Source organism: Pseudomonas sp. SBB6 (assembly GCF_024213215.1).
GTDB classification, from domain to species: domain Bacteria; phylum Pseudomonadota; class Gammaproteobacteria; order Pseudomonadales; family Pseudomonadaceae; genus Aquipseudomonas; species Aquipseudomonas donghuensis.
Genome location: NZ_JANAVH010000016.1, coordinates 1 through 20,484 on the forward strand (window position 1 = coordinate 1; position 20,484 = coordinate 20,484).

Sequence of the window (20,484 nt, forward strand, 5' to 3'; positions counted from 1 at the left end):
CAAGCAAGCAAGCAAGCAAGCAAGCAAGCAAGCAAGCAAGCAAGCAAGCAAGCAAGCAAGCAAGCAAGCAATTATAATCTAAAACCAAGTATTATCGCAAGTATTTTTACTGCACTTTCTGGATGCACTACAGCTACGCAGCATGATATAAAACAAACCCATTTTAACGAGCACTACCACAACAAATTAAAAGCCGAAAACCCTGATTATCACTGGGAATTTATTGAGAGGTCATACAACCAATGACGCTCAATAAGAATTTGAATTTACAAGAATCTCAAAACTCAAACCATGCCTTTAAAAGTGGGCATTTCGCCAGGCTACACCGCTTATTGCAAGCACTTATAATTCAAAGTGTTAGTTTTAATGCGATGGCGGCTTGCAGTTTTGTCACAGGGCACAGCGCAGCCACCCTAACGGTAAGCGTACCCTCAACGTTGCCTTTCCCGCGAGACACTCCAGACAACACTGTCCTTTATGAGTCAGCGCCTGTCACTGCTACAGGGCCGTCATTCACGTGCACTACGGACACAAAATGGGGTGTAAAAAACAAGCTAGGGACAGACGCCCCCACGAGCAAAACATTCCCTATCGGTGACACGGGTATCTCATGGCAATGGCTATATAATGACAATCCAGTAGCCGGCGATGGAGGAGCGTCAGTACTTAATGGCGGCCAAATTTATGGATTCGGCAATACGACACATGTGCTTCGCCTGCTGAAAACAGGAACAGTCAAAAGCAACACCAAGCTCCCTATTGGGGAGATCGGAAGTTTTAAAACAGGCACAATTTATCCAATCCACTTAAAGATTGACAAAGAACTGAAGTTCATAGCTCAATCCTGTGAAACTCCAGACGTTAAAGTCGAAATGGGGCAATACGATCTTGGCATTTTCTCCGAAATCGGTGATACCTCAAAAGCAACGTCCTTCAACATCCTGCTTAACAACTGTCCAAGCGGGATAAAAAAGGTCATGTACACTTTAGCTCCAAACCCAACCACTCCAGCCTGGAATGCTAGTCTAGGCATCATAGAACTCAATAAGAGCTCCACTGCAAAAGGTATTGCATTACAAATACTGGACAGCAATCAAACCCCTCTAGAACTTAACAAAGATCACGTATTCAGCGACTATACATCTACGGGGGGAAGTTTCCGGATACCACTGAGCGCACGATATTATCGAACACTTCCAGCGAGCACCGGAGGCAAGAATGATTTAGGGGTAAGCCCTGGAACGGCTAACAGCGAGGTGTCATTCGTTATGAGCTATCTATGATCCCTCGGTCACCAGACATGCAGGATGCTGCAGGACCTCCAAGCGATCGTAGCTGGTATTCGGTAACAGCCTGGTACAGCGACTCAGCCTCCAGCCCCAGGGGCTCGACTTCCTTTGCGGACTGACCGGCATCCTGAGCAGCGTGGAAACGTCGCTGCGCATCGATGGCCTATTGTATCAGCGGCTCGCCCGCCTCGATAACTCCCGCCAGGGTCTTCTTCACATTCTGCCGCTCCGGTCATTTGGTCAAAGCAGTATAGGCCAGCGGCGATTCGAGCTTCGCTACTCACCGCTCAGGGAGAGCGACAGGTCTGTAGAGATCCAGCGTTCGGAAAATGCAACTGAAGCAGACCGGTTAGGCATTTTGACTCCATTACTGGCCCATAATCTGGCCAACGGTGGGGACGACGCCCATGAAACATTTTCCCGGTTGCTACGAGACCCTGACAGTAACGAAGTTATAGCCGGCCTGTACGGCAAGGTCTCATATCAATGGCTGCTCATTGAGCTTGGCCCGATAGCGGCTTCATAGCAGACCACAATCGGCCAATTTCAGCCAAATGCTGACCGGCAGCTTTGGGTTGTGGATTCAACCGGTCGCTGCAGGATCAGCGATGGGCTGAACATCCTCGGTTGACCTGCAACCTCCGGTACACTGCTCACCGTCAAGGAAATCGACAGGACACGGAATGCCATCTTCACACTCTTCATCCCTAACCAGTCGGCGCCGCTTCTGGGTGCGCTGGCTCCAGGCTGCCGCCCTGGCGCATTTGCTGGTAGGCGTCGGGCTGACGTGGGCTGGCCACAGCCTGCTGCTGAACGACTATCAACTGAGTATCGAGCAGGCCTTCTGGGGCCAGGCTGCACCCGTACCCGCACGCAACCAACAGGTCTGGTGGCTGGCCCTGTTCGGCGCCACCCTGCAAAGCTACTCGCTGTACATGCTCGGCCTCATCCACCTGGGTGATCGCCTTCGCAGCCACCAGGCCTGGGCCTGGTTGATTGCCGGCATTGTGCTTTGGGCACCTCAGGATGCCCTAATTTCGCTGCAGGTGGGTATCTGGTCGCATCTGGTTGTCGACGGCGTGGCCCTCCTGATCCTGATTCCACCACTGCTCTGGCTGTATCGCCATGACCGCTCTGTTTCCACTGTAAAAGGACTTGAACGTGGCTGAACTGCCTACACTGCACTGGGCCATTATCTTGCTGCTGTTCCAAGGGGTTCTTGGGGCGCTCGACACTCTCTACCATCATGAACTGACCGTGGCCCTGCCCCAGCGCCATAGTGCACGTCTGGAGTTGGCGATCCACGCAGTACGCTCGTGCTTCTACGGGGTCCTGTTCCTGGGCATTGCGCACGTTGCCTTTCAGGGGGGATGGGCCATTGTCGTTGCGGTGCTGTTTACCCTGGAAATCGGCTTAACCTTATGGGATTTCGTGGTCGAGGACCGTAGCCGCAAGCTGCCGGCGATCGAGCGCATCATGCATACGGTACTGGCAATCAACGCCGGTGCCTTTTTCGCCCTGTATGGCATGCAGTTACTGGAGTGGTCGCACCTGCCCAGCGGCTTGGTGGCAATCGATCTCGGCTGGCAAGGCTGGGTACTGACGCTGTTTGCCGTTGGCGTCACGGCTTCGGGCATCCGCGATGGCCTGGCGGCGCTGCGCATGCAGCGCAAGGGTCTGCCGCCCAACCTCTTTGCAGGGGCAGCCTACAAGCAGGTGCTGGTCACCGGCGGCACCGGTTTCATTGGCGAAGCGCTGGTCAACCAACTGCTTGATGCCGGTCACACCGTCACCGTGCTGGCCCGAGATCCGCTGCGCGCAGCCTACCTGTTCGATGGCCGGGCCCGCTGCGTGCGCGAACTGGGCAAGCTCGGTCATGGCGAACGATTCGATGTAGTAATCAACCTGGCCGGCGCGCCGGTCGCCGGGCCGCGCTGGTCGCCGCGGCGCCAGGCCCAATTACTCGCCAGCCGGGTCGCCACCACCGAGGCGCTGCTGGGCTGGATGAGACATGCCACCCACAAACCGGCGCTATGGATCCAGGCCTCAGCCATCGGCTACTACGGCGTGCGCGATGGCAGCGAACAGCTGGACGAAAACGCCAGCAAGGGTGAAGGCTTCATGGCCAAGCTGTGCGCCCACTGGGAGGCCGCGGCCAGGCCCGCCACCGACCTGGGGGTACGCCAGGTTGTACTGCGCCTGGGTGTGGTGTTCGGCCCCGGTGGAGCACTACCTGCGCTGCTGATGCCGTTGCGCCTGGGCTTTGGCGGGCGCATGGGCGATGGTCGGCAGATCATGAGCTGGGTGCACCGCGACGATGTGCTGCAGGTGATGGCACGGGCCATGGACGACACCTCGATGAACGGTACATACAACCTGGTCGCCCCCGAGCCCGTCAGCCAAGCCGAGTTCGTCGCGGCCGCCGGTACGCTGCTCAAGCGTCCGGTATGGCTACATGTTCCGGCAGCGCCGGTACGCCTGATCGCCGGCGAGATGGCCGAGCTGTTCTTCGACGGCCAGCGCGTGCAGCCGACCCGGCTGCAACAAGCCGGCCACCGCTTCCAGTACCCAACCCTGGACAGCGCGCTGCGCGACCTGGCCTGAGGAGCATCAATGAACAAGCCCTTGATGTACCTGTTGGCTGGCAATGGCAGTGCCGCCGACTGGTGGGACGATGCGCTCGCGCATTTTCGCCATTACCGGGTACAGGCCCTGGAGCTGCCTGGTTTTGGTGATAACCCACAGCCGCCCTGCACTGACCTGTCAGGCTATGCTCAGGCACTGCTGGAGATGACCGAGCCTGGCCAGGAAATCATGGCCGTGGGGGTGAATGCGCTTATCGTGCTGCATGCTTTGCAGCGCCGCCCGGGACACTTTGCCCGCAGCGTGCTGCTGGCGCCGGTCGGGGCGTTTCTCTGGCAGCGTCGCCTGCCGGCACTCATGTCGCCCCTGCCGCTGCGCAAGACCATCCACTGGCTGCTCGGCCACAAGCCACAATGGTTCGCCCGCAAGTTTTCCCGACACCGCTGGAGCGCTGCGCAATACCGCCGTATGGGCGCCGGCTATGCCCGATGCAGGGCCTTCATGCCCTATTGGGACCAACTGCGCGCCGACACAGCCCTGACGCTGCTGGAGTGGATCACCGACCCCATCGAGCTGGTCTGGGGCGATCAGGACCAGATGCTCGGCATTGCCCAGGCAGCAGCCTGGTCGGCAATCCTGGCCCGCGCCGACCTGCGCATCAGCCTGCAAGCAGGCTGGGGGCACTATCCCTGGATCGACGCACCCAGCGCATTCGCGACCTGGCTGGAATCAGGGGCGCAAGGCTTCGTCGCCCACACCAAGGGCGGTCGCTTGCGCCTGGCCGAGCTTGCCGGGCAACCGGTACCCCAGGCGCTGACCATTGAGCATGAAAGCGACCCGCGCCTGGCGCAGTTGCTTGCCAGCACCCCGCACATGACTTGGGCCGTACGCTCCTCCAGCTATGGCGAAGACCAGGCCGATGCGGCCAATGCCGGCCTGAGCACCACGTACCTGCGGGTAACGGCTAGCGAGGTTGCGGCCCGGGTACAGCAGCTGCGCGCTGCGGGTGTCGAAGAGGTCGTGGTGCAGCGCTTCATTACTCCCAAGCTCTCGGGTATCGCTTTTGTTCGCCATCTTGCGGTGGAACTGGAGTGGGTCGAGGGGCATCTGGAATCGCTCGCCGATGGCCAGGCCACGCCAGAGCGGGCAACCCTTTCGCGCCTGGGTTCAGCGTGGGAAAGCGGGCAGTTTCGGAACCTGCACGGGCTCGACGCAACCGCGCTATGGGGTTTCCTGCAAGGGGTGCTCAAGGTGTTCCATTATGTGCCCGGCGATGTCGAATGGGCCTGGGACGGCCAACAGCTCTGGCTGCTGCAGTATCGACCGATCAGCGAGCATGGCTGGCGACGCCACCTGACCGCGGCGAACATTGCCGAGATCCTGCCGCCACAGCCCAGCTGCTTTGTCGAATATGCCCAGCGCCGCGCAGCCGCAAGTATCCCGGCGATCATGGCACGTTGGGACTGCCGCATTCTGGAAAACAACGAACCCTTTACCGCTGTATTCGCTGGCGCTTCCTACATCAACAACGACTTGTTCCTGGCCCGCCTTGCAGACTGGGGCGTATCGGCCGCAAGCTATGCAGGCGAAGTAGGCGGCGCCACCCCGGTTCTGCCTTGGCGACCGCTGCGGCTACTGCGCTCGCTGCCGCTGTTCTGGCGCATGCAGCGCATAGCCCGAGGGCACCTGCATACCCTGGAGTCGGGGCTGCGCCGCTTTGATGATGAACTGACGCAGCTCAAGGCCGACGGCGCCAATGGCCAGCAATTGGCAGATTGGTTCAGCCGCTTCTATCTCTTCGTCGTGCAGGGCAATCTGTGCATCGCCACCGCACTGGCCAGTAGTGGCGGCGCCCTGTTCGGGCGCCCGCCAACCGCCTATGACGACCTGGGTTTCAGCCCGCATCGCCTGCCTTGGGAAACCGACCCAGGCACCCCACGCCCCAGCCATGCCGAACTGCCCCTGCAACCGCTGCCGCTCTGGCCCAGGCCCATCGCGATGGCCCACCGCCTTGGCTTTCCGGGGCTACGGGGGTACTACCTGCAGGTGCGCGAATGGTACCGGGACAACCTGATGCGTATCTTCTTCCGGGTGCACCACGCGATGCCGAGAGCCGAGCGTGCACGCTGGTTCGCACCACACCCTGAAGTGCGCAACCGCGTGGGCAGCTTCTGGCAAGATGGCCGCGAAGGCCTTGAGCAGGCTGCCGGTTTCATGATCTATCCCGGCCACGTGCGGGGCATTCTCGGCCAGGATATCCTTTTTGAGGACAGCCTCGACCCGGGGCGGCATGCCCAATATCAGCAGGCTAGCGCGGTGATCGCACGAATGGGTGGGCGGTTGTCCCACGGCTCAACCCTGCTGCGCGAGTTGCGCAAACCATCGGCGGTGCTGCCGCGGGTAGATCATGGATGGCTGGGCCGCGAGGTGGTTTATCGCGACGGGGAGTTGCGATTGTCGCACCCTGATAGCCAGTCGTGATGCAGTTTAAGAATTGTGGACTCCCAGCCATTGAAAGCAGCCATCTGCGTTTGCTTGTTTTACAGCTCACTGCCCGATGTTTCGGGCGTGGGCCTGGCACGCCCGCAGGGCAATTAATCCTTGGTCACCGGCATCGGTGATGGCGACAATTCGTTGAGCATGCGCTGGGTCAAGTTCGCCTCGCGCGGCGCCATGAACCACGCCGCTGGCGCCGGTGGTGGCTGCCCCCCCACAGCCACTACCTTGGGCTGGGGCGGCGAGAAGGACTGACAGCCGGAGGTCAGAAGTAGCGAGGCGATCGCGCAGGAGCGCTGGCGATACCCACCAAGTAACCGAAGTATTGTCAGCGCTGACAAAATAAACCCTTCCCATGGGTGATTTTTCTATGCCTCAGAAACGCAAAAAGCCCTGACTAATCAGGGCTTTAAAAGTGGCGGAAGCGTAGAGATTCGAACTCTAGGATAGTTGCCCATCGACGGTTTTCAAGACCGTTGCCTTAAACCACTCGGCCACGCTTCCTTGTATTGCGGGCGCCATAATACCGAAATGAAACAAGCTGTCAAACTCTCTATGTGGCTGCTTTGCGCGGCTCTGTTATGATCTTTGCATCTGAACGTTTCAAACCCACAGGAGTGTCGCCATGCGCGAACAGGATTACGCCGTCAATCACGGCCAGCAGGTCGAGCAGCAGGAGGTCAGCCGCGTCCTGCGTAACACATACGGGTTGCTGGCTATCACCCTCGCCTTCAGTGGCATCATGGCCTACGTGGCCCAGCAGATGCGCGTTGGCTACCCGAACATTTTCGTGGTGCTGATCGGCTTCTATGGCCTGTTCTTCCTCACCAACAAGCTGCGTGATTCGGTCTGGGGCCTGGTCTCCACCTTCGCCCTCACCGGTTTCATGGGCTTTTTGCTCGGCCCTATCCTCAACCGTTACCTGGGCATGGCCGGTGGCGCCGAGGTGGTCAGCTCGGCGTTTGCCATGACGGCCCTGGTGTTCGGTGGCCTGTCGGCCTATGTGCTGATTACCCGCAAGGACATGAGCTTCCTCGGTGGTTTCATCACCGCCGGTTTCTTCGTGTTGATGGGTGCGGTGCTGGCCAGCCTGTTCTTCCAGATCAGCGGCCTGCAGTTGGCGATCAGCGCCGGCTTCGTGCTGTTCTCGTCGGTGTGCATCCTGTTCCAGACCAGCGCGATCATTCACGGTGGCGAACGTAACTACATCATGGCGACCATCAGCCTGTATGTGTCGATCTACAACCTGTTCGTCAGCCTGCTGCAGTTGTTCGGCCTGATGGGTCGGGATGACTGATTGATTGCTGGTGTGATGCGTTGAGAGAAAGCCCGCTTCGGCGGGCTTTTTTGTGGGCGGCAGTTGGCAAGGCGTTGCCTTGCATCGCTGGCAAGCCAGCTCCCACAGGACAGTGGCCACCCTGGTAGCACTACCGCAATCGGGTGCGGGCCCGTAGAATGCGCTCCTTTTTTCTTCCGGGGCAGCACTCCCATGAGTTCAATCGAGCAAGGACCTGGCACAGCCACACAGGCCAATGAACTGGTCCTCGGCCTTGAAGACCGGCCGCGGCCACTGATTGCGATGCTGGCGGCGCTGCAGCATCTGCTGGCGATCATTGTGCCGATCGTCACGCCTGGCCTGCTGATCTGCCAGGCGCTGGGGGTTTCGGCCCGCGATACCAACCTGATCGTGTCGATGTCGTTGGTGATCTCCGGGATCGCCACCTTCGTGCAATGCCGTCGCTTCGGGCCGTTTGGTGCTGGGCTTTTGATTGTCCAGGGCACCAGCTTCAACTTTGTCGGGCCGTTGATCGCCGGTGGCGCGCTGATGGTCAAGCAAGGCACGCCGGTTGAAGGGGTGATGGCGGCGATTTTTGGCGTGGTGATTGCCGGTTCGTTCGTGGAGATGGGCATTTCGCGCATCCTGCCGTTCGTCAAACGCCTGATCACCCCGCTGGTGACCGGTATCGTCGTGTTGATGATCGGCCTGACCCTGATCAAGGTCGGCCTGATCAGCATGGGCGGCGGCTTTGCGGCGATGAGCAACGGCACCTTCGCCAATGGCGAGAACCTGCTGTTGTCGGGCGTGGTGCTGGCGATCATCGTGATACTCAACCGTATTCCGGTGGTGTGGATGCGCAGCTGCGCCATTGTCATCGCCCTGGCAGTGGGTTACGCCCTGGCCGGTTACCTGGGCCGCCTGAACTTCACCGGTATGCACGAAGCGGTGCTGTTCCAGGTGCCGGTGCCGCTGCATTTCGGCCTGGGTTTCTCCTGGGCGCTGTTCATTCCGATGCTGGTGATCTACCTGGTGACCTCGCTGGAAGCCATTGGTGATGTGACCGCCACCAGCAAGGTCTCGCGCCAGCCGGTGGAAGGCCCGCTGTGGATGCAGCGGATCAAGGGCGGCGTACTGGTCAACGGCGCCAACTCGCTGCTGGCCGGGGTGTTCAATACCTTCCCGAGTTCGATCTTTGCCCAGAATAATGGCGTGATTCAGCTGACCGGTATTGCCAGCCGCCATATCGGTGTGTGGATTGCGGCAATGCTGGTGATCCTTGGCCTGTTCCCAAGCGTGGCCGGGGTGATCCAGGCGGTGCCGGAACCGGTGCTCGGTGGCGCGGCGATGGTGATGTTCGGCGCGGTGGCGGCTTCGGGGATCAATATCCTGGCCAGCATCAGCCTGGATCGTCGTGCGCTGCTGATCATTTCCGTGTCGCTGGCGCTGGGTCTGGGGGTGGCGCAGGTGCCGGAGTTCCTCGCACATATGCCGTCGGCGCTGCGCAATGTGCTGGAGTCGGGGGTGGCGACCGGGGGGATTTGTGCCCTGGTGCTGAACTGGTTCTTGCCGGAGCATAAAGACAAGGCTTGAGACAGTGTTGAAGCCATCGCTGGCAAGCCAGCTCCTACAGGGGGCGAGGTAAGCCCTGAAGAGCCCGCGGCATGTTGCTGCGGGCTTTTTGCTTTATCATTCCCGCAGATTTGCTGAAAGAGCCTTCCATGAAGTTCGCCATTGCGGTTTTTTCTCCGGCCCATGCGCCCTCCTCGCGCCGCGCCCTGCGTTTTGCCCAGGCGGCGCTCGCCGGCGGGCATGAGATTGTCCGGCTGTTTTTCTATCAGGACGGTGTGCACAGCGCCTCGGGCAATGTCGTGGCGCCCCAGGATGAACTGGACCTGCCCGCCGAGTGGCGCGCGTTTGTCAGCGCGCAGCAGCTCGATGCCGTGGTGTGCATCGCCGCCGCCCTGCGCCGCGGCGTACTAAATGCCGAGGAAGCCCAGCGCTATCAGCGCCCGGCAGTCAACCTGCCGGCGCCCTGGGAGCTGTCCGGGCTTGGCCAGTTGCATGAAGCGGCGCAAGGCGCCGATCGGCTGATGTGCTTTGGAGGCGATTGAAATGGCCAAGTCCTTGCTGATTATCAGCCGCCAGGCGCCATGGGCCGGACCATCCGCCCGCGAAGCGCTGGATATCGCCCTGGCCGGCGGTGCTTTCGATCTACCGCTGGGCATGCTGTTTCTCGATGACGGCGTGTTCCAGCTCGCTCCCGGCCAGCAACCGGCCCAGCTGCAGCAGAAGAACCTCGCGGCCAACCTGCAGGCATTGCCGATGTTCGGTGTCGAGGAACTGTTCGCCGCCAGCAGCAGCCTGCAGGAGCGTGGCCTTGCCGCCGACACCCTGAGCCTGCCGGTGCAGGTGCTGGATGACGCTGCGCTGGCGGCGTTGATCGACCGTTTCGACCAGGTGGTGACCCTCTGATGAGCACCTTGCACGTGATTTGCCACTCGCCGTTTGGCGACAACCGCCTGAGCAGTTGCCTGCGCCTGCTGGGCAGCGCCGATGGCCTGCTGCTGTGCGGCGATGCGGTGTATGCCCTGCAGCCGGGCAGCGAGCCGCTGCGTACGCTGCAGGCCAGCCAACTGGACGGACGCCTGTTCGCCCTGGACGAAGACCTGCAGGCCCGCGCCATTGCCATCAGCGACCTGGGCAAGGCCATCGACTACCCGGCCTTCGTCGCGTTGTCGCTGCACTATGACAAGGTCAACAGCTGGCTATGAGTACCCTGACTGTCGGCGAGCGCAACATCGCCCTGGATAAAGACGGCTACCTGGTCGAACTGAGCGACTGGTCCGAAGAAGTGGCCACCGCCCTCGCCGCCCATGAAGACCTGGAACTGACCGCGGAACACTGGGAAGTGCTGGCGCTGCTGCGTGACTTCTACCAAGAGTTCGAGCTGTCGCCGGCCACCCGTCCGCTGATCAAGTACACTGCGCTCAAGCTGGGCGCGGACAAAGGCAACAGCCTGCACCTGAACCGCCTGTTCAAGGGCACCCCAGCCAAACTCGCCGCGAAACTTGCGGGCCTGCCGAAGCCGACCAATTGCATATGACCGACCACAGCCCGCTGATCACCGAAACCCCGGCCGAACACCCGTTTGCCCAATTCGTGCGCATCCTTGGCAAGGGCAAGCGCGGCGCCCGTGGCCTGAGCCGCGAGGAAGCCCGTGAGGCCATGGGCATGCTGCTCGATGGCAAGGTCGAGGAAACCCAGCTCGGCGCCTTCCTGATGCTGCTGCGCCACAAGGAAGAGAGCCCCGACGAGCTGGCCGGCTTCACCGAGGCCCTGCGTCAGCGCCTGCAAACACCCGCCATCCCGGTCGACCTGGACTGGCCAAGCTACGCCGGCAAAAAGCGCCACCTGCCCTGGTACCTGCTGGCCGCCAAGTGCCTGGCGGCCAACGGCGTGCGCATCCTCCTGCACGGCGGCGGCGCCCACACGGCCGGGCGGCTGTACACCGAACAGGTGCTGGGGCTGCTGCAGATTCCGCTGTGCCGGGACTGGCATGCGGTGTCGGAGGCGCTCGACACCCACCAGCTGGCCTTTATCCCGCTGCAGGACTGGGCACCGCGCCTGCAACGGATGATCGACCTGCGCAACACCCTGGGCCTGCGCTCGCCGATCCATTCCCTGGCACGGGTGCTCAACCCGCTGAATGCCCGCTGCGGCCTGCAGAGCATCTTCCACCCTGGCTACCAGGCAGTGCACCGCGAAGCCAGCCGGCTGCTCGGCGATACGACGATCGTGGTCAAGGGCGATGGCGGCGAGATCGAGATCAACCCGGACACCAGCAGCCACCTGTATGGCACTGCCAATGGCCTCGACTGGGATGAAGAATGGCCGGCCCTGGCCGCCCAGCGTCACGTCAAACCGGCAAGCCTTGAGCCCGAGCAACTATTGGCCGTATGGCGCGGCGATGAACAGAACAGCTATGGCGAACTGGCCGTGGTGGCGACCATGGCCCTGGCCTTGCGCGGCCTCGGCCAAGGCCGTGAAGAAGCCTTCGCCCAGGCCCAGCGCTATTGGGACCAGCGCCACTGATCGAAGAAACCGATCAAACAGGCCCGGACTTTGCGCTATTCGTTCGAATCCAGCTCCGTACACTGGGTTCTATCTCAAAACGAGTCGCCTAGGAGCTCAGCATGGGCCTGTTGATTGAAGGACGCTGGCATGACCAGTGGTATGAGAGCAGCAAGGACGGCGCCTTTCAGCGCGAAAGCGCACAGCGGCGCAACGCCCTGCCCGCCGCGCAAGCCGGGCGCTACCACCTGTATGTATCGCTGGCCTGCCCCTGGGCCCATCGCACCCTGATTTTTCGCAATCTCAAGGGCCTTGAGAGCCTGATCGATGTGTCGGTGGTCAGTTGGCTGATGGGCGAGCATGGCTGGACCTTCGACCAGAGCAAGGGCTCGACCGGCGACAGGCTCGAGCACCTGGACTTGCTGCACCAGCGCTATACCCGCGACGACCCGCACTACAGCGGCCGGGTCACAGTGCCGGTGTTGTGGGACAAACAAGAGCAGCGCATCGTCAACAACGAGTCGGCCGAGATCATTCGCATCTTCAACTCGGCGTTCGACGAGCTGACCGGCAATCGCCTGGACCTGTACCCCGAAGCGCTGCGCGGGCAGATTGAGGCGCTTAACGAACGGATTTATCCCGCGGTGAACAACGGCGTGTACCGCGCAGGCTTTGCCACTTCGCAGGCGGCCTATGAGCAGGCCTTCGATGAAGTGTTTGCCGAACTGGATCATCTGGAGCGGTTGCTCGGCACCCAGCGCTACCTGGCCGGGGAATACCTGACCGAGGCCGACTGGCGGCTGTTTACCACGCTGATTCGCTTTGATGCGGTGTACCACGGGCACTTCAAGTGCAACCTGCGGCGCATTGCCGATTACCCGAACCTGTCGAACTGGCTACGGGAGCTGTATCAGTGGCCGGGGATCGCCGAGACGGTGAATTTCGAGCATATCCAGAAGCATTACTACATGAGCCACAAGACCATTAACCCGAACGGGATCGTGCCTAAGGGGCCGTTGCAGGATTTTGAGCGGGGGCATGACCGGGAGCGGTTGTTGGGGCGGGGGATTTGGCGCAAGGCTGGGGAATAGGGGTGGATTCATCGCGGGTCAAGCCCGCTCCCACAGGAGCGGGCTTGACCCGCGATGCTGTTACGGCTGGGCGCCTTCGAACCAGGCCAGCTTCTCGCGAAGCTGCACCACCTCACCGACGATCACCAGGGTCGGCGCATGCACTTCATGCTCGGCCACAAGCTTGGGCAAGTCGGCCAAGGTGCCGGTGAACACCCGCTGGTTTGGCGTGGTGCCCTGCTGAACCAGTGCCGCCGGGGTGTCGGCTGCACGGCCGTGACGAATCAACTCGGCACAGATGGTCGGCAAGCCAACCAGGCCCATGTAGAACACCAGGGTCTGTGCCGGCGCCACCAGGTCATGCCAGGGCAGGTCACTGGTACCGTCCTTGAGGTGACCGGTGACAAAACGCACCGACTGGGCATAGTCGCGGTGGGTCAGCGGGATGCCGGCATAGGCCGAGCAACCACTGGCCGCGGTAATCCCCGGCACCACCTGGAACGGAATACCCTGGGCCGCCAGCTCTTCGATCTCTTCGCCGCCACGGCCAAAGATGAACGGATCGCCACCTTTGAGCCGCAACACACGCTTGCCTTGGCGCGCCAGGTCGACCAATTGCTGGTTGATCTGCGCTTGCGGCACGGCGTGGTCGGCGCGGCGCTTGCCGACGTAGATACGCTCGGCGTCACGGCGGCACAGTTCGATGATCGCCGGGGCAACCAGGCGGTCATAGAGCACCACATCGGCCTGCTGCATCAGGCGCAAGGCGCGGAAGGTCAGCAGGTCCGGGTCACCGGGGCCGGCGCCGACCAGATACACCTCGCCTGGCGCCTGGTAGGTGGCACCGTCGATCTTGGCTTGCAGCAGACGCTCGGCTTCAGCGCCCTGCCCGGCCAGTTGCCGCTCGGCGATCGGGCCCTGGAAGACATCTTCCCAGAAGCCGCGACGCTGATTGACGTCCGGGTACAGCGCCTTGACCTTGTGCCGAAAGCGCGCGCCAAGGCCGGCCAGTTCGCCATAGGCGGCGGGAATCCAGGTTTCCAGCTTGGCCCGGATCAGCCGCGCCAGCACCGGCGCATCGCCGCCGCTGGACACCGCAACCACCAGTGGCGAGCGGTCGACGATGGCCGGGAAGATCACCGAACACAACGCCGGCGCGTCGACCACATTGACCGGTACGCAGCGCTGCTGGGCATCCGCCGAGACCTGGGCGTTGAGCGCCTGGTCGTCGGTGGCGGCAATGATCAGCTGGCAGCCGTCGAGGTCGCCCGGCTGGTAACCACGGCTAAGGATTTCACCACCGCTGTGCCGGGCAAGCTCGGCCAGTTGCGCTTCGATCTCGGGCGCCACTACCCGCAGCACAGCCCCGGCATCAGCCAGCAGACGCGATTTGCGCAGGGCAATTTCGCCTCCGCCGACGATCAGCACACGGCTGCCGCGCAGTTTGTGGAACAGCGGCAGGAATTCCATTTAACCGATGACCTCCAGGCCACCCATGTACGGCTTGAGCACTTCCGGCACGCGGATCGAACCGTCGGCCTGCTGGTAGTTCTCCAGCACCGCCACCAGGGTACGACCGACTGCCAGGCCCGAACCGTTGAGGGTGTGCACCAGCTCCGGCTTGCCGGTTTCCGGGTTGCGCCAGCGCGCCTGCATACGGCGGGCCTGGAAGTCGCCACAGTTGGAGCACGAGGAGATTTCGCGGTACTTGTCCTGGCTCGGCACCCAGACTTCCAGGTCGTAGGTTTTTACCGCGCTGAAGCCCATGTCGCCGGTGCACAGCGCCAGCACCCGGTACGGCAGCTCCAGGGCTTGCAGCACGCGCTCGGCGTTGGCGGTCAGGCCCTCCAGGGCTTGCATGGATTTGTCCGGCTCGACGATCTGCACCATCTCGACCTTGTCGAACTGGTGCTGGCGGATCATGCCGCGGGTGTCGCGGCCCGACGCACCGGCTTCGCTACGGAAGCACGGAGTATGAGCGACAAACTTGATCGGCAGCTGCTTGGCGTCGAGGATCTCGCCGGCAACGATGTTGGTCAGCGACACTTCGGCGGTCGGGATCAGGTAGAAGTCGGCTTCGCCGTCGCGGCTGATCTTGAACAGGTCTTCCTCGAACTTGGGCAGCTGGCCGGTGCCTTGCAGCGCCGGGGCCTGGACCAGGTACGGAGTGTAGGCTTCTTCGTAGCCGTGCTCGCTGGTGTGCAGGTTGATCATGAACTGCGCCAGGGCGCGGTGCAGACGCGCGATCGGCCCGCGCAGCAGGGCGAAACGGGCGCCGGACAGCTTGGCGGCGGTTTCAAAATCCAGGCCGCCGCTCAACTCACCGAGGGCCACGTGGTCCTTGATCTCGAAGTCGAAGGCGCGCGGGGTGCCCCAACGACGGACTTCGACGTTGTGCTCTTCATCGGCGCCGACCGGCACGCTTTCGTCCGGCAGGTTGGGAATGCCCAGGAGGATGCCATCCAGTTCGGCCTGGATGCCGTCCAGCTCGACCTTGCCGCTGGCAAGCTCGCCCGCCATGCGCTCGACGTCAGCCATCAGCGGGGCGATGTCTTCGCCCTTGGCCTTGGCCTGGCCGATGGATTTGGAACGGGCGTTACGCTCGGCCTGCAGTTGTTCGGTACGGGTCTGCACCACCTTGCGGCGTTCTTCCAGTGCCTCGATGCGCGCGACATCCAGGCTGAAGCCACGGGAGGCCAGGCGGTCCGCCACTTCCTGAAGTTGGCCGCGTAACAGTTTGGAATCGAGCATATCGTTCTCTCGTTGGTTCAGAATTTGGTCAAAGACAGGCCGGCCCAGGTTGCGAGCAGCCCGCCAAATACGCTGACCCCGGCATAACCGAAGGCCAGCGGCGCCTGCCCGCTTTCAAGCAGGCGCACGGTATCCAGTGAAAAGGATGAAAAAGTCGTAAGACCGCCGAGAAACCCGACGATCAGGCCCGCGCGCAGCTCGACCGGCACCAGCGGGCGATGCAGAAACAACCCGTAGAGCAAGCCGATCAGCAGGCAGCCAATCAGATTGACCGCCAGCGTACCGAGATAGAAGTGGCGTGGCCAGTGCGCGTTGACCCAATTGGCAGTGGCAAAGCGCATCAAGGTGCCAACGATGCCCCCGGCGCTGACTGCGGCGATCACGGCAATCATGGCTTTCTCCGCTGCCGCGGGCTGTTGCGGTCGAGTTCGGCCAGGTGCTTGAGCTTCTCGCCGATCTTCAGCTCCAGGCCGCGCGGCACCGGTTGGTAGTAGTGGCGCGGCGCAAGGTTGTCGGGGAAGTAGTCTTCGCCGGCGGCGTAGGCATCCGGCTCGTCGTGGGCGTAGCGGTATTCGTCGCCATAGCCCAGCTGCTTCATCAGCTTGGTCGGGGCGTTGCGCAGGTGCAGCGGCACTTCCAGCGAACCGTGCTCGCCAGCTTCGCGCAGGGCGGTCTTGAAGCCCATGTACACCGCGTTGCTCTTCGGTGCACAGGCCAGGTAAGTAATGGCCTGGGCCACCGCCAGCTCGCCTTCGGGGCTGCCCAGGCGCTCCTGCACATCCCAGGCCGCCAGGCACAGGCTGAGGGCGCGGGGGTCGGCGTTGCCGATGTCTTCGCTGGCCATGCGCACCACGCGCCGGGCGATGTACAACGGATCGCAACCGCCATCGAGCATGCGTGCAAACCAGTACAAGGCGCCATCGGGGTTGGAGCCGCGCACCGATTTGTGCAGCGCCGATATCTGGTCGTAGAAAGCTTCGCCGCCCTTGTCGAACCGCCGGCGGCTGTCGCCGAGCAGGCTCTGCAGCAGCTCGACACCGATTTCGCCGCCGTCTTCGGCCAGGTCCGAGGCGTTCTCAAGAAAGTTGAGCATGCGCCGGCCATCGCCATCGGCGGCGGCCATGAGCATCTGGAAGGCTTCGTCGCCGACACGCAACTGGCGCTTGCCCAGGCCGCGCTCTTCGCTCAGGGCGCGATTGACCAGCTTGCGCAGCGCGGCTTCGTCGAGGCTTTTCAGCACATAGACCCGCGCCCGCGACAGCAGCGCGTTATTGAGCTCGAACGAAGGGTTCTCGGTGGTGGCGCCGATGAAGATCAGCGTGCCGTCTTCCACATACGGCAAAAAGGCGTCCTGCTGGGACTTGTTGAAGCGGTGCACCTCGTCGACGAACAGAATCGTCCGCCGCCCGTACTGCCCGGCCTGCTGCTTGGCAATGTCCACCGCGTGGCGAATCTCCTTGACCCCGGCCAACACCGCCGAGACGGTCTCGAAGTGGGCATCGCAGAACTGCGCCAGCAGCCGCGCCAGGGTGGTCTTGCCGACCCCGGGCGGGCCCCAGAAGATCATCGAGTGCAGCGCGCCCGCTTCCAGTGCCTCGCGCAGCGGCTTGCCGCGGGCCAGCAGGTGCTCCTGGCCGACGTACTCGTCCAGGTTGGCCGGGCGCAGGCGCGCGGCCAGAGGCTGGGCTACGGGGTCGCTACGAAACAGGTCCATGGACGGCGCTACTACCTCTTACTCGGAGATGACATCCGCACCTTTGGGGATGTCGAACTTGAACTTGCTCGCCGGGATCGCCTCGTTGGCCTTGACCGCGGTGAACAGGATGTTGGTGCGCTGGCCGACGCTGTCGATCAGTTGCATGTCATTGACCAGGCCGCGACGGAACGACAGGCGCAGGGAGTCGAACAGGGTGTCCTTGGTTTTCGGCTTGAGCACGAAATCCATGACTTCGCCCTGCTCTTTAGAGGTGATGTCGAAGCTCTGGCTGATCTTCGATACATCACCCGACAGCAGCAGTGCCGGGGTTTCGGTCAGGCGCTGGTCGAGTTTCTTGATGGTAGCCTGTTCCAGGTCCGGGTCCCACAGGGTGACGTTCTTGCCGTCCGACACCACCACTTGCTCGGCTGGTGCGTCGGTGTGCCAGTAGAACAGGCCCGGACGCTGCACGGCCATCTGCCCGGTGGTTTCCTGCAACTGGGTGCCGGTGCCATCGAGGGTCAGTTGAGAGAAATTGGCGCTGATGGTCCTGGATTTGTCCAGCAACTGGGTCAGGCGCGCCGCATCGGCCTCGGCGGCAATTGCCGAAGCGCTGGACAGGGCCATAGCGGAAACCAACAGCATGCGAATCAGGCGCATGGAAATCCTCGTTGCAGTATGAAGGGGCCGGCGGCCGTCACTGGCCGCCAGCAGGTTGGATCATCAGTCGCGGGACGGCCCGGGGGCAATCACTTCGCGCGAACCGTTGGTGTTCATGGCGGTGACCACACCGGCCATTTCCATCGCCTCGATCATCCGCGCGGCGCGGTTGTAGCCGATCTTCAGCTTGCGTTGTACGGCGGAGATGGACGCACGGCGGCTTTCCAGCACGAACTGCACGGCTTCATCGTAGAGCGCATCGGTCTCGGCGTCATCGCCGTCACCGCCACCACCGCCGCCGTCAAAGCCGCTGCCGGCCTCTTCGACGCCGCTGAGGATGTCGTCGTTGTAGTCCGGGGCGCCACGCAGCTTCCAGGCCTCGACCACGCGATGGACCTCGTCATCGGAAACGAAGGCGCCGTGCACACGGATCGGCAGGCTGGTGCCTGGTGGCATGTAGAGCATGTCACCGTGGCCGAGCAGCTGTTCGGCGCCGCCCTGGTCGATGATGGTGCGCGAGTCGATCTTGCTCGAGACCTGGAAGGCCATCCGCGTCGGGATGTTGGCCTTGATCAGGCCGGTAATCACATCCACCGACGGCCGCTGGGTGGCGAGAATCAGGTGAATACCGGCAGCACGGGCCTTCTGGGCGATACGGGCGATCAGCTCTTCGACCTTCTTGCCGACGATCATCATCATGTCGGCGAACTCGTCGACCACCACGACAATGGTCGGCAGGGTTTTCAGCAGCGGCGGCACGTCGTCCATGCTTTCGCGCTTGAACATCGGGTCGTAGATCGGCTCGCCGGCCTCTTCGGCGTCCTTGACCTTGCGGTTGAAGCCGGCCAGGTTACGCACGCCCATGGCCGCCATCAGCTTGTAGCGCCGCTCCATCTCGGCCACGCTCCAGCGCAGGGCATTGGCGGCGTCCTTCATGTCGGTGACCACCGGGCAGAGCAGGTGCGGAATGCCTTCGTAGATCGACAGCTCGAGCATTTTCGGGTCGATCATGATCAGCTTGGCGTCTTCCGGGCCCGACTTGAACAGGATCGACAGGATCATGGCGTTGACGCCCACCGACTTACCGGAACCGGTGGTACCGGCCACCAGCAGGTGCGGCATCTTTGCAAGGTCGGTGATCACCGGCTTGCCGCCGATGTCGTGGCCCAGGGCCATGGTCACCGGCGATTTGGCTTCGTCGTATTGCGGCGACGACAGCACCTCGGAGAAGCGCACGATCTGCCGGTCTTCGTTGGGGATCTCGATACCGACGGTGGTCTTGCCGGGGATCACTTCAACCACACGCACGCTGGTCACGGCCAGGGAGCGGGCCAGGTCCTTGGCCAGGTTGGAGATGCGGCTGACCTTGACGCCAGCGGCCGGCTGGATTTCGTAACGGGTAATTACCGGGCCCGGGTGGATCGAGTCTACCGAGACTTCTACGCCGAATTCCTTGAGCTTGATTTCCAGCAGATGGCCAACGCCAGCCAGGGACTCTGGCGAGTAGTTGACCTGCTTCTTCTCGGCAGGATCGAGGATCGAGATCGGCGGCAAGGTGCCTTCGATGGCGCTGTCGACGAACAGCGGCGCCTGTTTTTCCTTCTGCACGCGCTTGCTCGGCTCCGGCGCCTTGGCCGGGGCCGGCATGATCACCGGCGCCGGCTGCTGCACGCGCTCAGCGACGTGTTTGCTCAAGGCCTGGTCGCGCTCGATGATGCGCTCCTTGGCCTTGGCCTGCTCGCGGCGATCTGGCGCTACCGGGGCGACTACCTCGTGGACCTGGTCATCGACCTCACGCAGCTGCGCCACCAGGCGCTTGCGCTCGTTGCGCGCCTCCCACCAGCGGTTGGCGGCGCCCTGGAACAACTCGAACAGGTCGAGGGTGATCTTGCCGGTGACGTCCATGACCTTGAACCACGACAGGTCGGTGAACACCGTCAGGCCGAACAGGAACAGGGCGATGAACATCAGGGTGCTGCCCTGCACGTTCAGGGCGTTCTTGGCCAGGTCGCCGAGGCTTTCGCCCAGGGCGCCACCGGCCGATGCCGGCAAGCTGGCGGCGGAATGGAAATGAATATGCGCCAGCGCCGCGCCCGAAAGCACCAGGAACACCAGGCCGATCAGGCGCCAGGAAAACAGCCAGCCGCTCCACTGCCAGGGTTGGTGGCGTTCGCGGAAGATCTGCCAGGTCTTGATCGCCAGCAGCAACGGGAAGATGTAGGCGAAATAGCCCAGGACCATGAACAGGATGTCGGCGAAATAGGCACCGGCACGACCGGCGGCATTCTGCACCTGCTCGACGTTGCTGGTGTGGCTGAAGCCCGGGTCGGCCTGGTCGTAGGTCAGCAAGGCCATCCACAGGTACAGGCACAGCGCGCCCACGGCGATCAGCGCACCTTCCTTGAGCCGATAGTGCAGCTGCTGGCGCCAGAGCGGCACGGGCAAGGGACTGGGTGTTGCGGTGGATTTCTTCAAAACGCGTCTATTCCTGCGCTCATTGCGCGTCCAACAGTGATTGACCCAACTGAACAGTCAACAAACCACTACTTTTAACATTACTGCCCGCCTACCGCCATGGCGGCACGCCAG

At 62.3% G+C, this 20,484-nt stretch carries 20 protein-coding genes, 1 tRNA gene and 2 pseudogenes; 14 read left to right on the plus strand and 9 right to left on the minus strand.

Annotation, left to right across the window (positions count from 1 at the left end; translation table 11 throughout):
- Both NLX68_RS23740 and NLX68_RS23745 read left to right on the plus strand, forming a co-directional pair.
- The coding region (locus tag NLX68_RS23740; protein WP_254286156.1) for a hypothetical protein at positions 1–246 on the plus strand (246 nt) is incomplete at its 5' end.
- On the plus strand, positions 243–1,283 hold the full coding sequence (locus NLX68_RS23745; RefSeq protein WP_254286076.1) for a fimbrial protein: 1,041 nt from the start codon (positions 243–245) through the stop codon (positions 1,281–1,283). The genes NLX68_RS23740 and NLX68_RS23745, both read left to right, overlap by 4 nt.
- Here the strand turns inward: NLX68_RS23745 and NLX68_RS23750 are convergent.
- Entirely contained in the window at positions 1,267–1,449 is a 183-nt protein-coding gene (locus NLX68_RS23750; RefSeq protein ID WP_254286153.1) for a hypothetical protein, read from the minus strand. The genes NLX68_RS23745 and NLX68_RS23750 overlap by 17 nt on opposite strands.
- A 90-nt stretch (positions 1,450–1,539) precedes the next feature.
- Between NLX68_RS23750 and NLX68_RS23755 the strand changes: the two are divergent.
- The 4 genes and pseudogenes from NLX68_RS23755 to NLX68_RS23770 form a co-directional block, all read left to right on the plus strand.
- Positions 1,540–1,794: pseudogene (locus NLX68_RS23755) on the plus strand (hypothetical protein); the annotation flags it as partial.
- A 178-nt stretch (positions 1,795–1,972) separates the two neighbouring features.
- Positions 1,973–2,458 carry a cell division protein gene (locus NLX68_RS23760; protein WP_254286078.1) on the plus strand — a complete coding sequence of 162 codons (486 nt, stop codon included), beginning with the start codon at positions 1,973–1,975 and terminating at the stop codon, positions 2,456–2,458.
- Positions 2,451–3,893, plus strand: a complete 1,443-nt coding sequence (locus tag NLX68_RS23765; RefSeq protein ID WP_254286079.1) for a TIGR01777 family oxidoreductase — start codon at positions 2,451–2,453, stop codon at positions 3,891–3,893. Before NLX68_RS23760 ends, NLX68_RS23765 begins: the two co-directional genes overlap by 8 nt.
- Before the next feature lie 9 nt (positions 3,894–3,902).
- Complete coding sequence (locus tag NLX68_RS23770) at positions 3,903–6,353, plus strand: PEP-utilizing enzyme (RefSeq protein WP_254286080.1); 2,451 nt, start codon at positions 3,903–3,905, stop codon at positions 6,351–6,353.
- Between the two features lie 66 nt (positions 6,354–6,419).
- Here the strand turns inward: NLX68_RS23770 and NLX68_RS23775 are convergent.
- Both NLX68_RS23775 and NLX68_RS23780 read right to left on the minus strand, forming a co-directional pair.
- A pseudogene (locus NLX68_RS23775) lies at positions 6,420–6,665 on the minus strand (lysis protein); the annotation flags it as partial.
- A gap of 119 nt (positions 6,666–6,784) precedes the next feature.
- A tRNA-Ser gene (locus tag NLX68_RS23780) sits at positions 6,785–6,872 on the minus strand.
- 121 nt (positions 6,873–6,993) lie between these two features.
- On the opposite strand from NLX68_RS23780, the gene NLX68_RS23785 reads away from it, so the two are divergent.
- The 8 genes from NLX68_RS23785 to NLX68_RS23820 all read left to right on the plus strand — a co-directional run bounded on the left by NLX68_RS23785 (position 6,994) and on the right by NLX68_RS23820 (position 12,809).
- Complete coding sequence (locus NLX68_RS23785) at positions 6,994–7,665, plus strand: Bax inhibitor-1/YccA family protein (RefSeq protein ID WP_036994557.1); 672 nt, start codon at positions 6,994–6,996, stop codon at positions 7,663–7,665.
- A 192-nt stretch (positions 7,666–7,857) separates the two neighbouring features.
- Positions 7,858–9,237 (plus strand): nucleobase:cation symporter-2 family protein, encoded by a 1,380-nt coding sequence (locus NLX68_RS23790; RefSeq protein ID WP_254286081.1) that lies wholly within the window; start codon positions 7,858–7,860, stop codon positions 9,235–9,237.
- 128 nt (positions 9,238–9,365) lie between these two features.
- Positions 9,366–9,758 (plus strand): sulfurtransferase complex subunit TusD, encoded by a 393-nt coding sequence (gene tusD, locus NLX68_RS23795; RefSeq protein ID WP_254286082.1) that lies wholly within the window; start codon positions 9,366–9,368, stop codon positions 9,756–9,758.
- A gap of 1 nt (position 9,759) precedes the next feature.
- The gene (tusC, locus tag NLX68_RS23800; protein ID WP_213601859.1) at positions 9,760–10,119 is read left to right on the plus strand and encodes a sulfurtransferase complex subunit TusC; all 360 of its coding nucleotides are present in this window, start codon (positions 9,760–9,762) and stop codon (positions 10,117–10,119) included.
- Positions 10,119–10,418 (plus strand): sulfurtransferase complex subunit TusB, encoded by a 300-nt coding sequence (tusB, locus tag NLX68_RS23805; RefSeq protein ID WP_254286083.1) that lies wholly within the window; start codon positions 10,119–10,121, stop codon positions 10,416–10,418. Before tusC ends, tusB begins: the two co-directional genes overlap by 1 nt.
- Positions 10,415–10,750 (plus strand): TusE/DsrC/DsvC family sulfur relay protein, encoded by a 336-nt coding sequence (locus tag NLX68_RS23810; RefSeq protein ID WP_254286084.1) that lies wholly within the window; start codon positions 10,415–10,417, stop codon positions 10,748–10,750. Before tusB ends, NLX68_RS23810 begins: the two co-directional genes overlap by 4 nt.
- Positions 10,747–11,739 carry a glycosyl transferase family protein gene (locus NLX68_RS23815; protein WP_254286085.1) on the plus strand — a complete coding sequence of 331 codons (993 nt, stop codon included), beginning with the start codon at positions 10,747–10,749 and terminating at the stop codon, positions 11,737–11,739. The genes NLX68_RS23810 and NLX68_RS23815 overlap by 4 nt, the downstream gene beginning before the upstream one ends.
- Positions 11,740–11,840: 101 nt before the next feature.
- The gene (locus NLX68_RS23820) at positions 11,841–12,809 is read left to right on the plus strand and encodes a glutathione S-transferase family protein (RefSeq protein ID WP_254286086.1); all 969 of its coding nucleotides are present in this window, start codon (positions 11,841–11,843) and stop codon (positions 12,807–12,809) included.
- A 60-nt stretch (positions 12,810–12,869) separates the two neighbouring features.
- On the opposite strand, the gene cysG is transcribed toward NLX68_RS23820, so the two are convergent.
- From cysG to ftsK, 6 genes are all read right to left on the minus strand, one after another.
- Positions 12,870–14,258: a siroheme synthase CysG gene (cysG, locus tag NLX68_RS23825; RefSeq protein ID WP_254286087.1), complete on the minus strand. Its 1,389-nt coding sequence runs from the start codon at positions 14,256–14,258 to the stop codon at positions 12,870–12,872.
- Entirely contained in the window at positions 14,259–15,539 is a 1,281-nt protein-coding gene (serS, locus tag NLX68_RS23830; RefSeq protein WP_254286088.1) for a serine--tRNA ligase, read from the minus strand. It lies immediately after the preceding gene.
- Between the two features lie 17 nt (positions 15,540–15,556).
- Positions 15,557–15,931 carry a fluoride efflux transporter CrcB gene (gene crcB, locus NLX68_RS23835; RefSeq protein WP_254286089.1) on the minus strand — a complete coding sequence of 125 codons (375 nt, stop codon included), beginning with the start codon at positions 15,929–15,931 and terminating at the stop codon, positions 15,557–15,559.
- Complete coding sequence (locus NLX68_RS23840; RefSeq protein WP_254286090.1) at positions 15,928–17,253, minus strand: replication-associated recombination protein A; 1,326 nt, start codon at positions 17,251–17,253, stop codon at positions 15,928–15,930. Before NLX68_RS23840 ends, crcB begins: the two co-directional genes overlap by 4 nt.
- Before the next feature lie 18 nt (positions 17,254–17,271).
- Positions 17,272–17,895: an outer membrane lipoprotein chaperone LolA gene (gene lolA / locus NLX68_RS23845; protein WP_010226741.1), complete on the minus strand. Its 624-nt coding sequence runs from the start codon at positions 17,893–17,895 to the stop codon at positions 17,272–17,274.
- Between the two features lie 63 nt (positions 17,896–17,958).
- Positions 17,959–20,370: a DNA translocase FtsK gene (ftsK, locus tag NLX68_RS23850; RefSeq protein WP_254286091.1), complete on the minus strand. Its 2,412-nt coding sequence runs from the start codon at positions 20,368–20,370 to the stop codon at positions 17,959–17,961.
- Positions 20,371–20,484 lie beyond the last annotated feature (114 nt).

Excerpts from the sequence above, each read along its gene's own strand:
- NLX68_RS23745 (WP_254286076.1), top strand. The coding sequence starts at position 243 with ATGACGCTCAATAAGAATTTGAATTTACAAGAATCTCAAAACTCAAAC.
- NLX68_RS23760 (WP_254286078.1), top strand. The coding sequence starts at position 1,973 with ATGCCATCTTCACACTCTTCATCCCTAACCAGTCGGCGCCGCTTCTGG.
- NLX68_RS23770 (WP_254286080.1), top strand. The coding sequence starts at position 3,903 with ATGAACAAGCCCTTGATGTACCTGTTGGCTGGCAATGGCAGTGCCGCC.
- NLX68_RS23785 (WP_036994557.1), top strand. The coding sequence starts at position 6,994 with ATGCGCGAACAGGATTACGCCGTCAATCACGGCCAGCAGGTCGAGCAG.
- NLX68_RS23790 (WP_254286081.1), top strand. The coding sequence starts at position 7,858 with ATGAGTTCAATCGAGCAAGGACCTGGCACAGCCACACAGGCCAATGAA.
- tusD (WP_254286082.1), top strand. The coding sequence starts at position 9,366 with ATGAAGTTCGCCATTGCGGTTTTTTCTCCGGCCCATGCGCCCTCCTCG.
- tusC (WP_213601859.1), top strand. The coding sequence starts at position 9,760 with ATGGCCAAGTCCTTGCTGATTATCAGCCGCCAGGCGCCATGGGCCGGA.
- tusB (WP_254286083.1), top strand. The coding sequence starts at position 10,119 with ATGAGCACCTTGCACGTGATTTGCCACTCGCCGTTTGGCGACAACCGC.
- NLX68_RS23810 (WP_254286084.1), top strand. The coding sequence starts at position 10,415 with ATGAGTACCCTGACTGTCGGCGAGCGCAACATCGCCCTGGATAAAGAC.
- NLX68_RS23815 (WP_254286085.1), top strand. The coding sequence starts at position 10,747 with ATGACCGACCACAGCCCGCTGATCACCGAAACCCCGGCCGAACACCCG.
- NLX68_RS23820 (WP_254286086.1), top strand. The coding sequence starts at position 11,841 with ATGGGCCTGTTGATTGAAGGACGCTGGCATGACCAGTGGTATGAGAGC.
- cysG (WP_254286087.1), bottom strand. The coding sequence starts at position 14,258 with ATGGAATTCCTGCCGCTGTTCCACAAACTGCGCGGCAGCCGTGTGCTG.
- serS (WP_254286088.1), bottom strand. The coding sequence starts at position 15,539 with ATGCTCGATTCCAAACTGTTACGCGGCCAACTTCAGGAAGTGGCGGAC.
- crcB (WP_254286089.1), bottom strand. The coding sequence starts at position 15,931 with ATGATTGCCGTGATCGCCGCAGTCAGCGCCGGGGGCATCGTTGGCACC.
- NLX68_RS23840 (WP_254286090.1), bottom strand. The coding sequence starts at position 17,253 with ATGGACCTGTTTCGTAGCGACCCCGTAGCCCAGCCTCTGGCCGCGCGC.
- lolA (WP_010226741.1), bottom strand. The coding sequence starts at position 17,895 with ATGCGCCTGATTCGCATGCTGTTGGTTTCCGCTATGGCCCTGTCCAGC.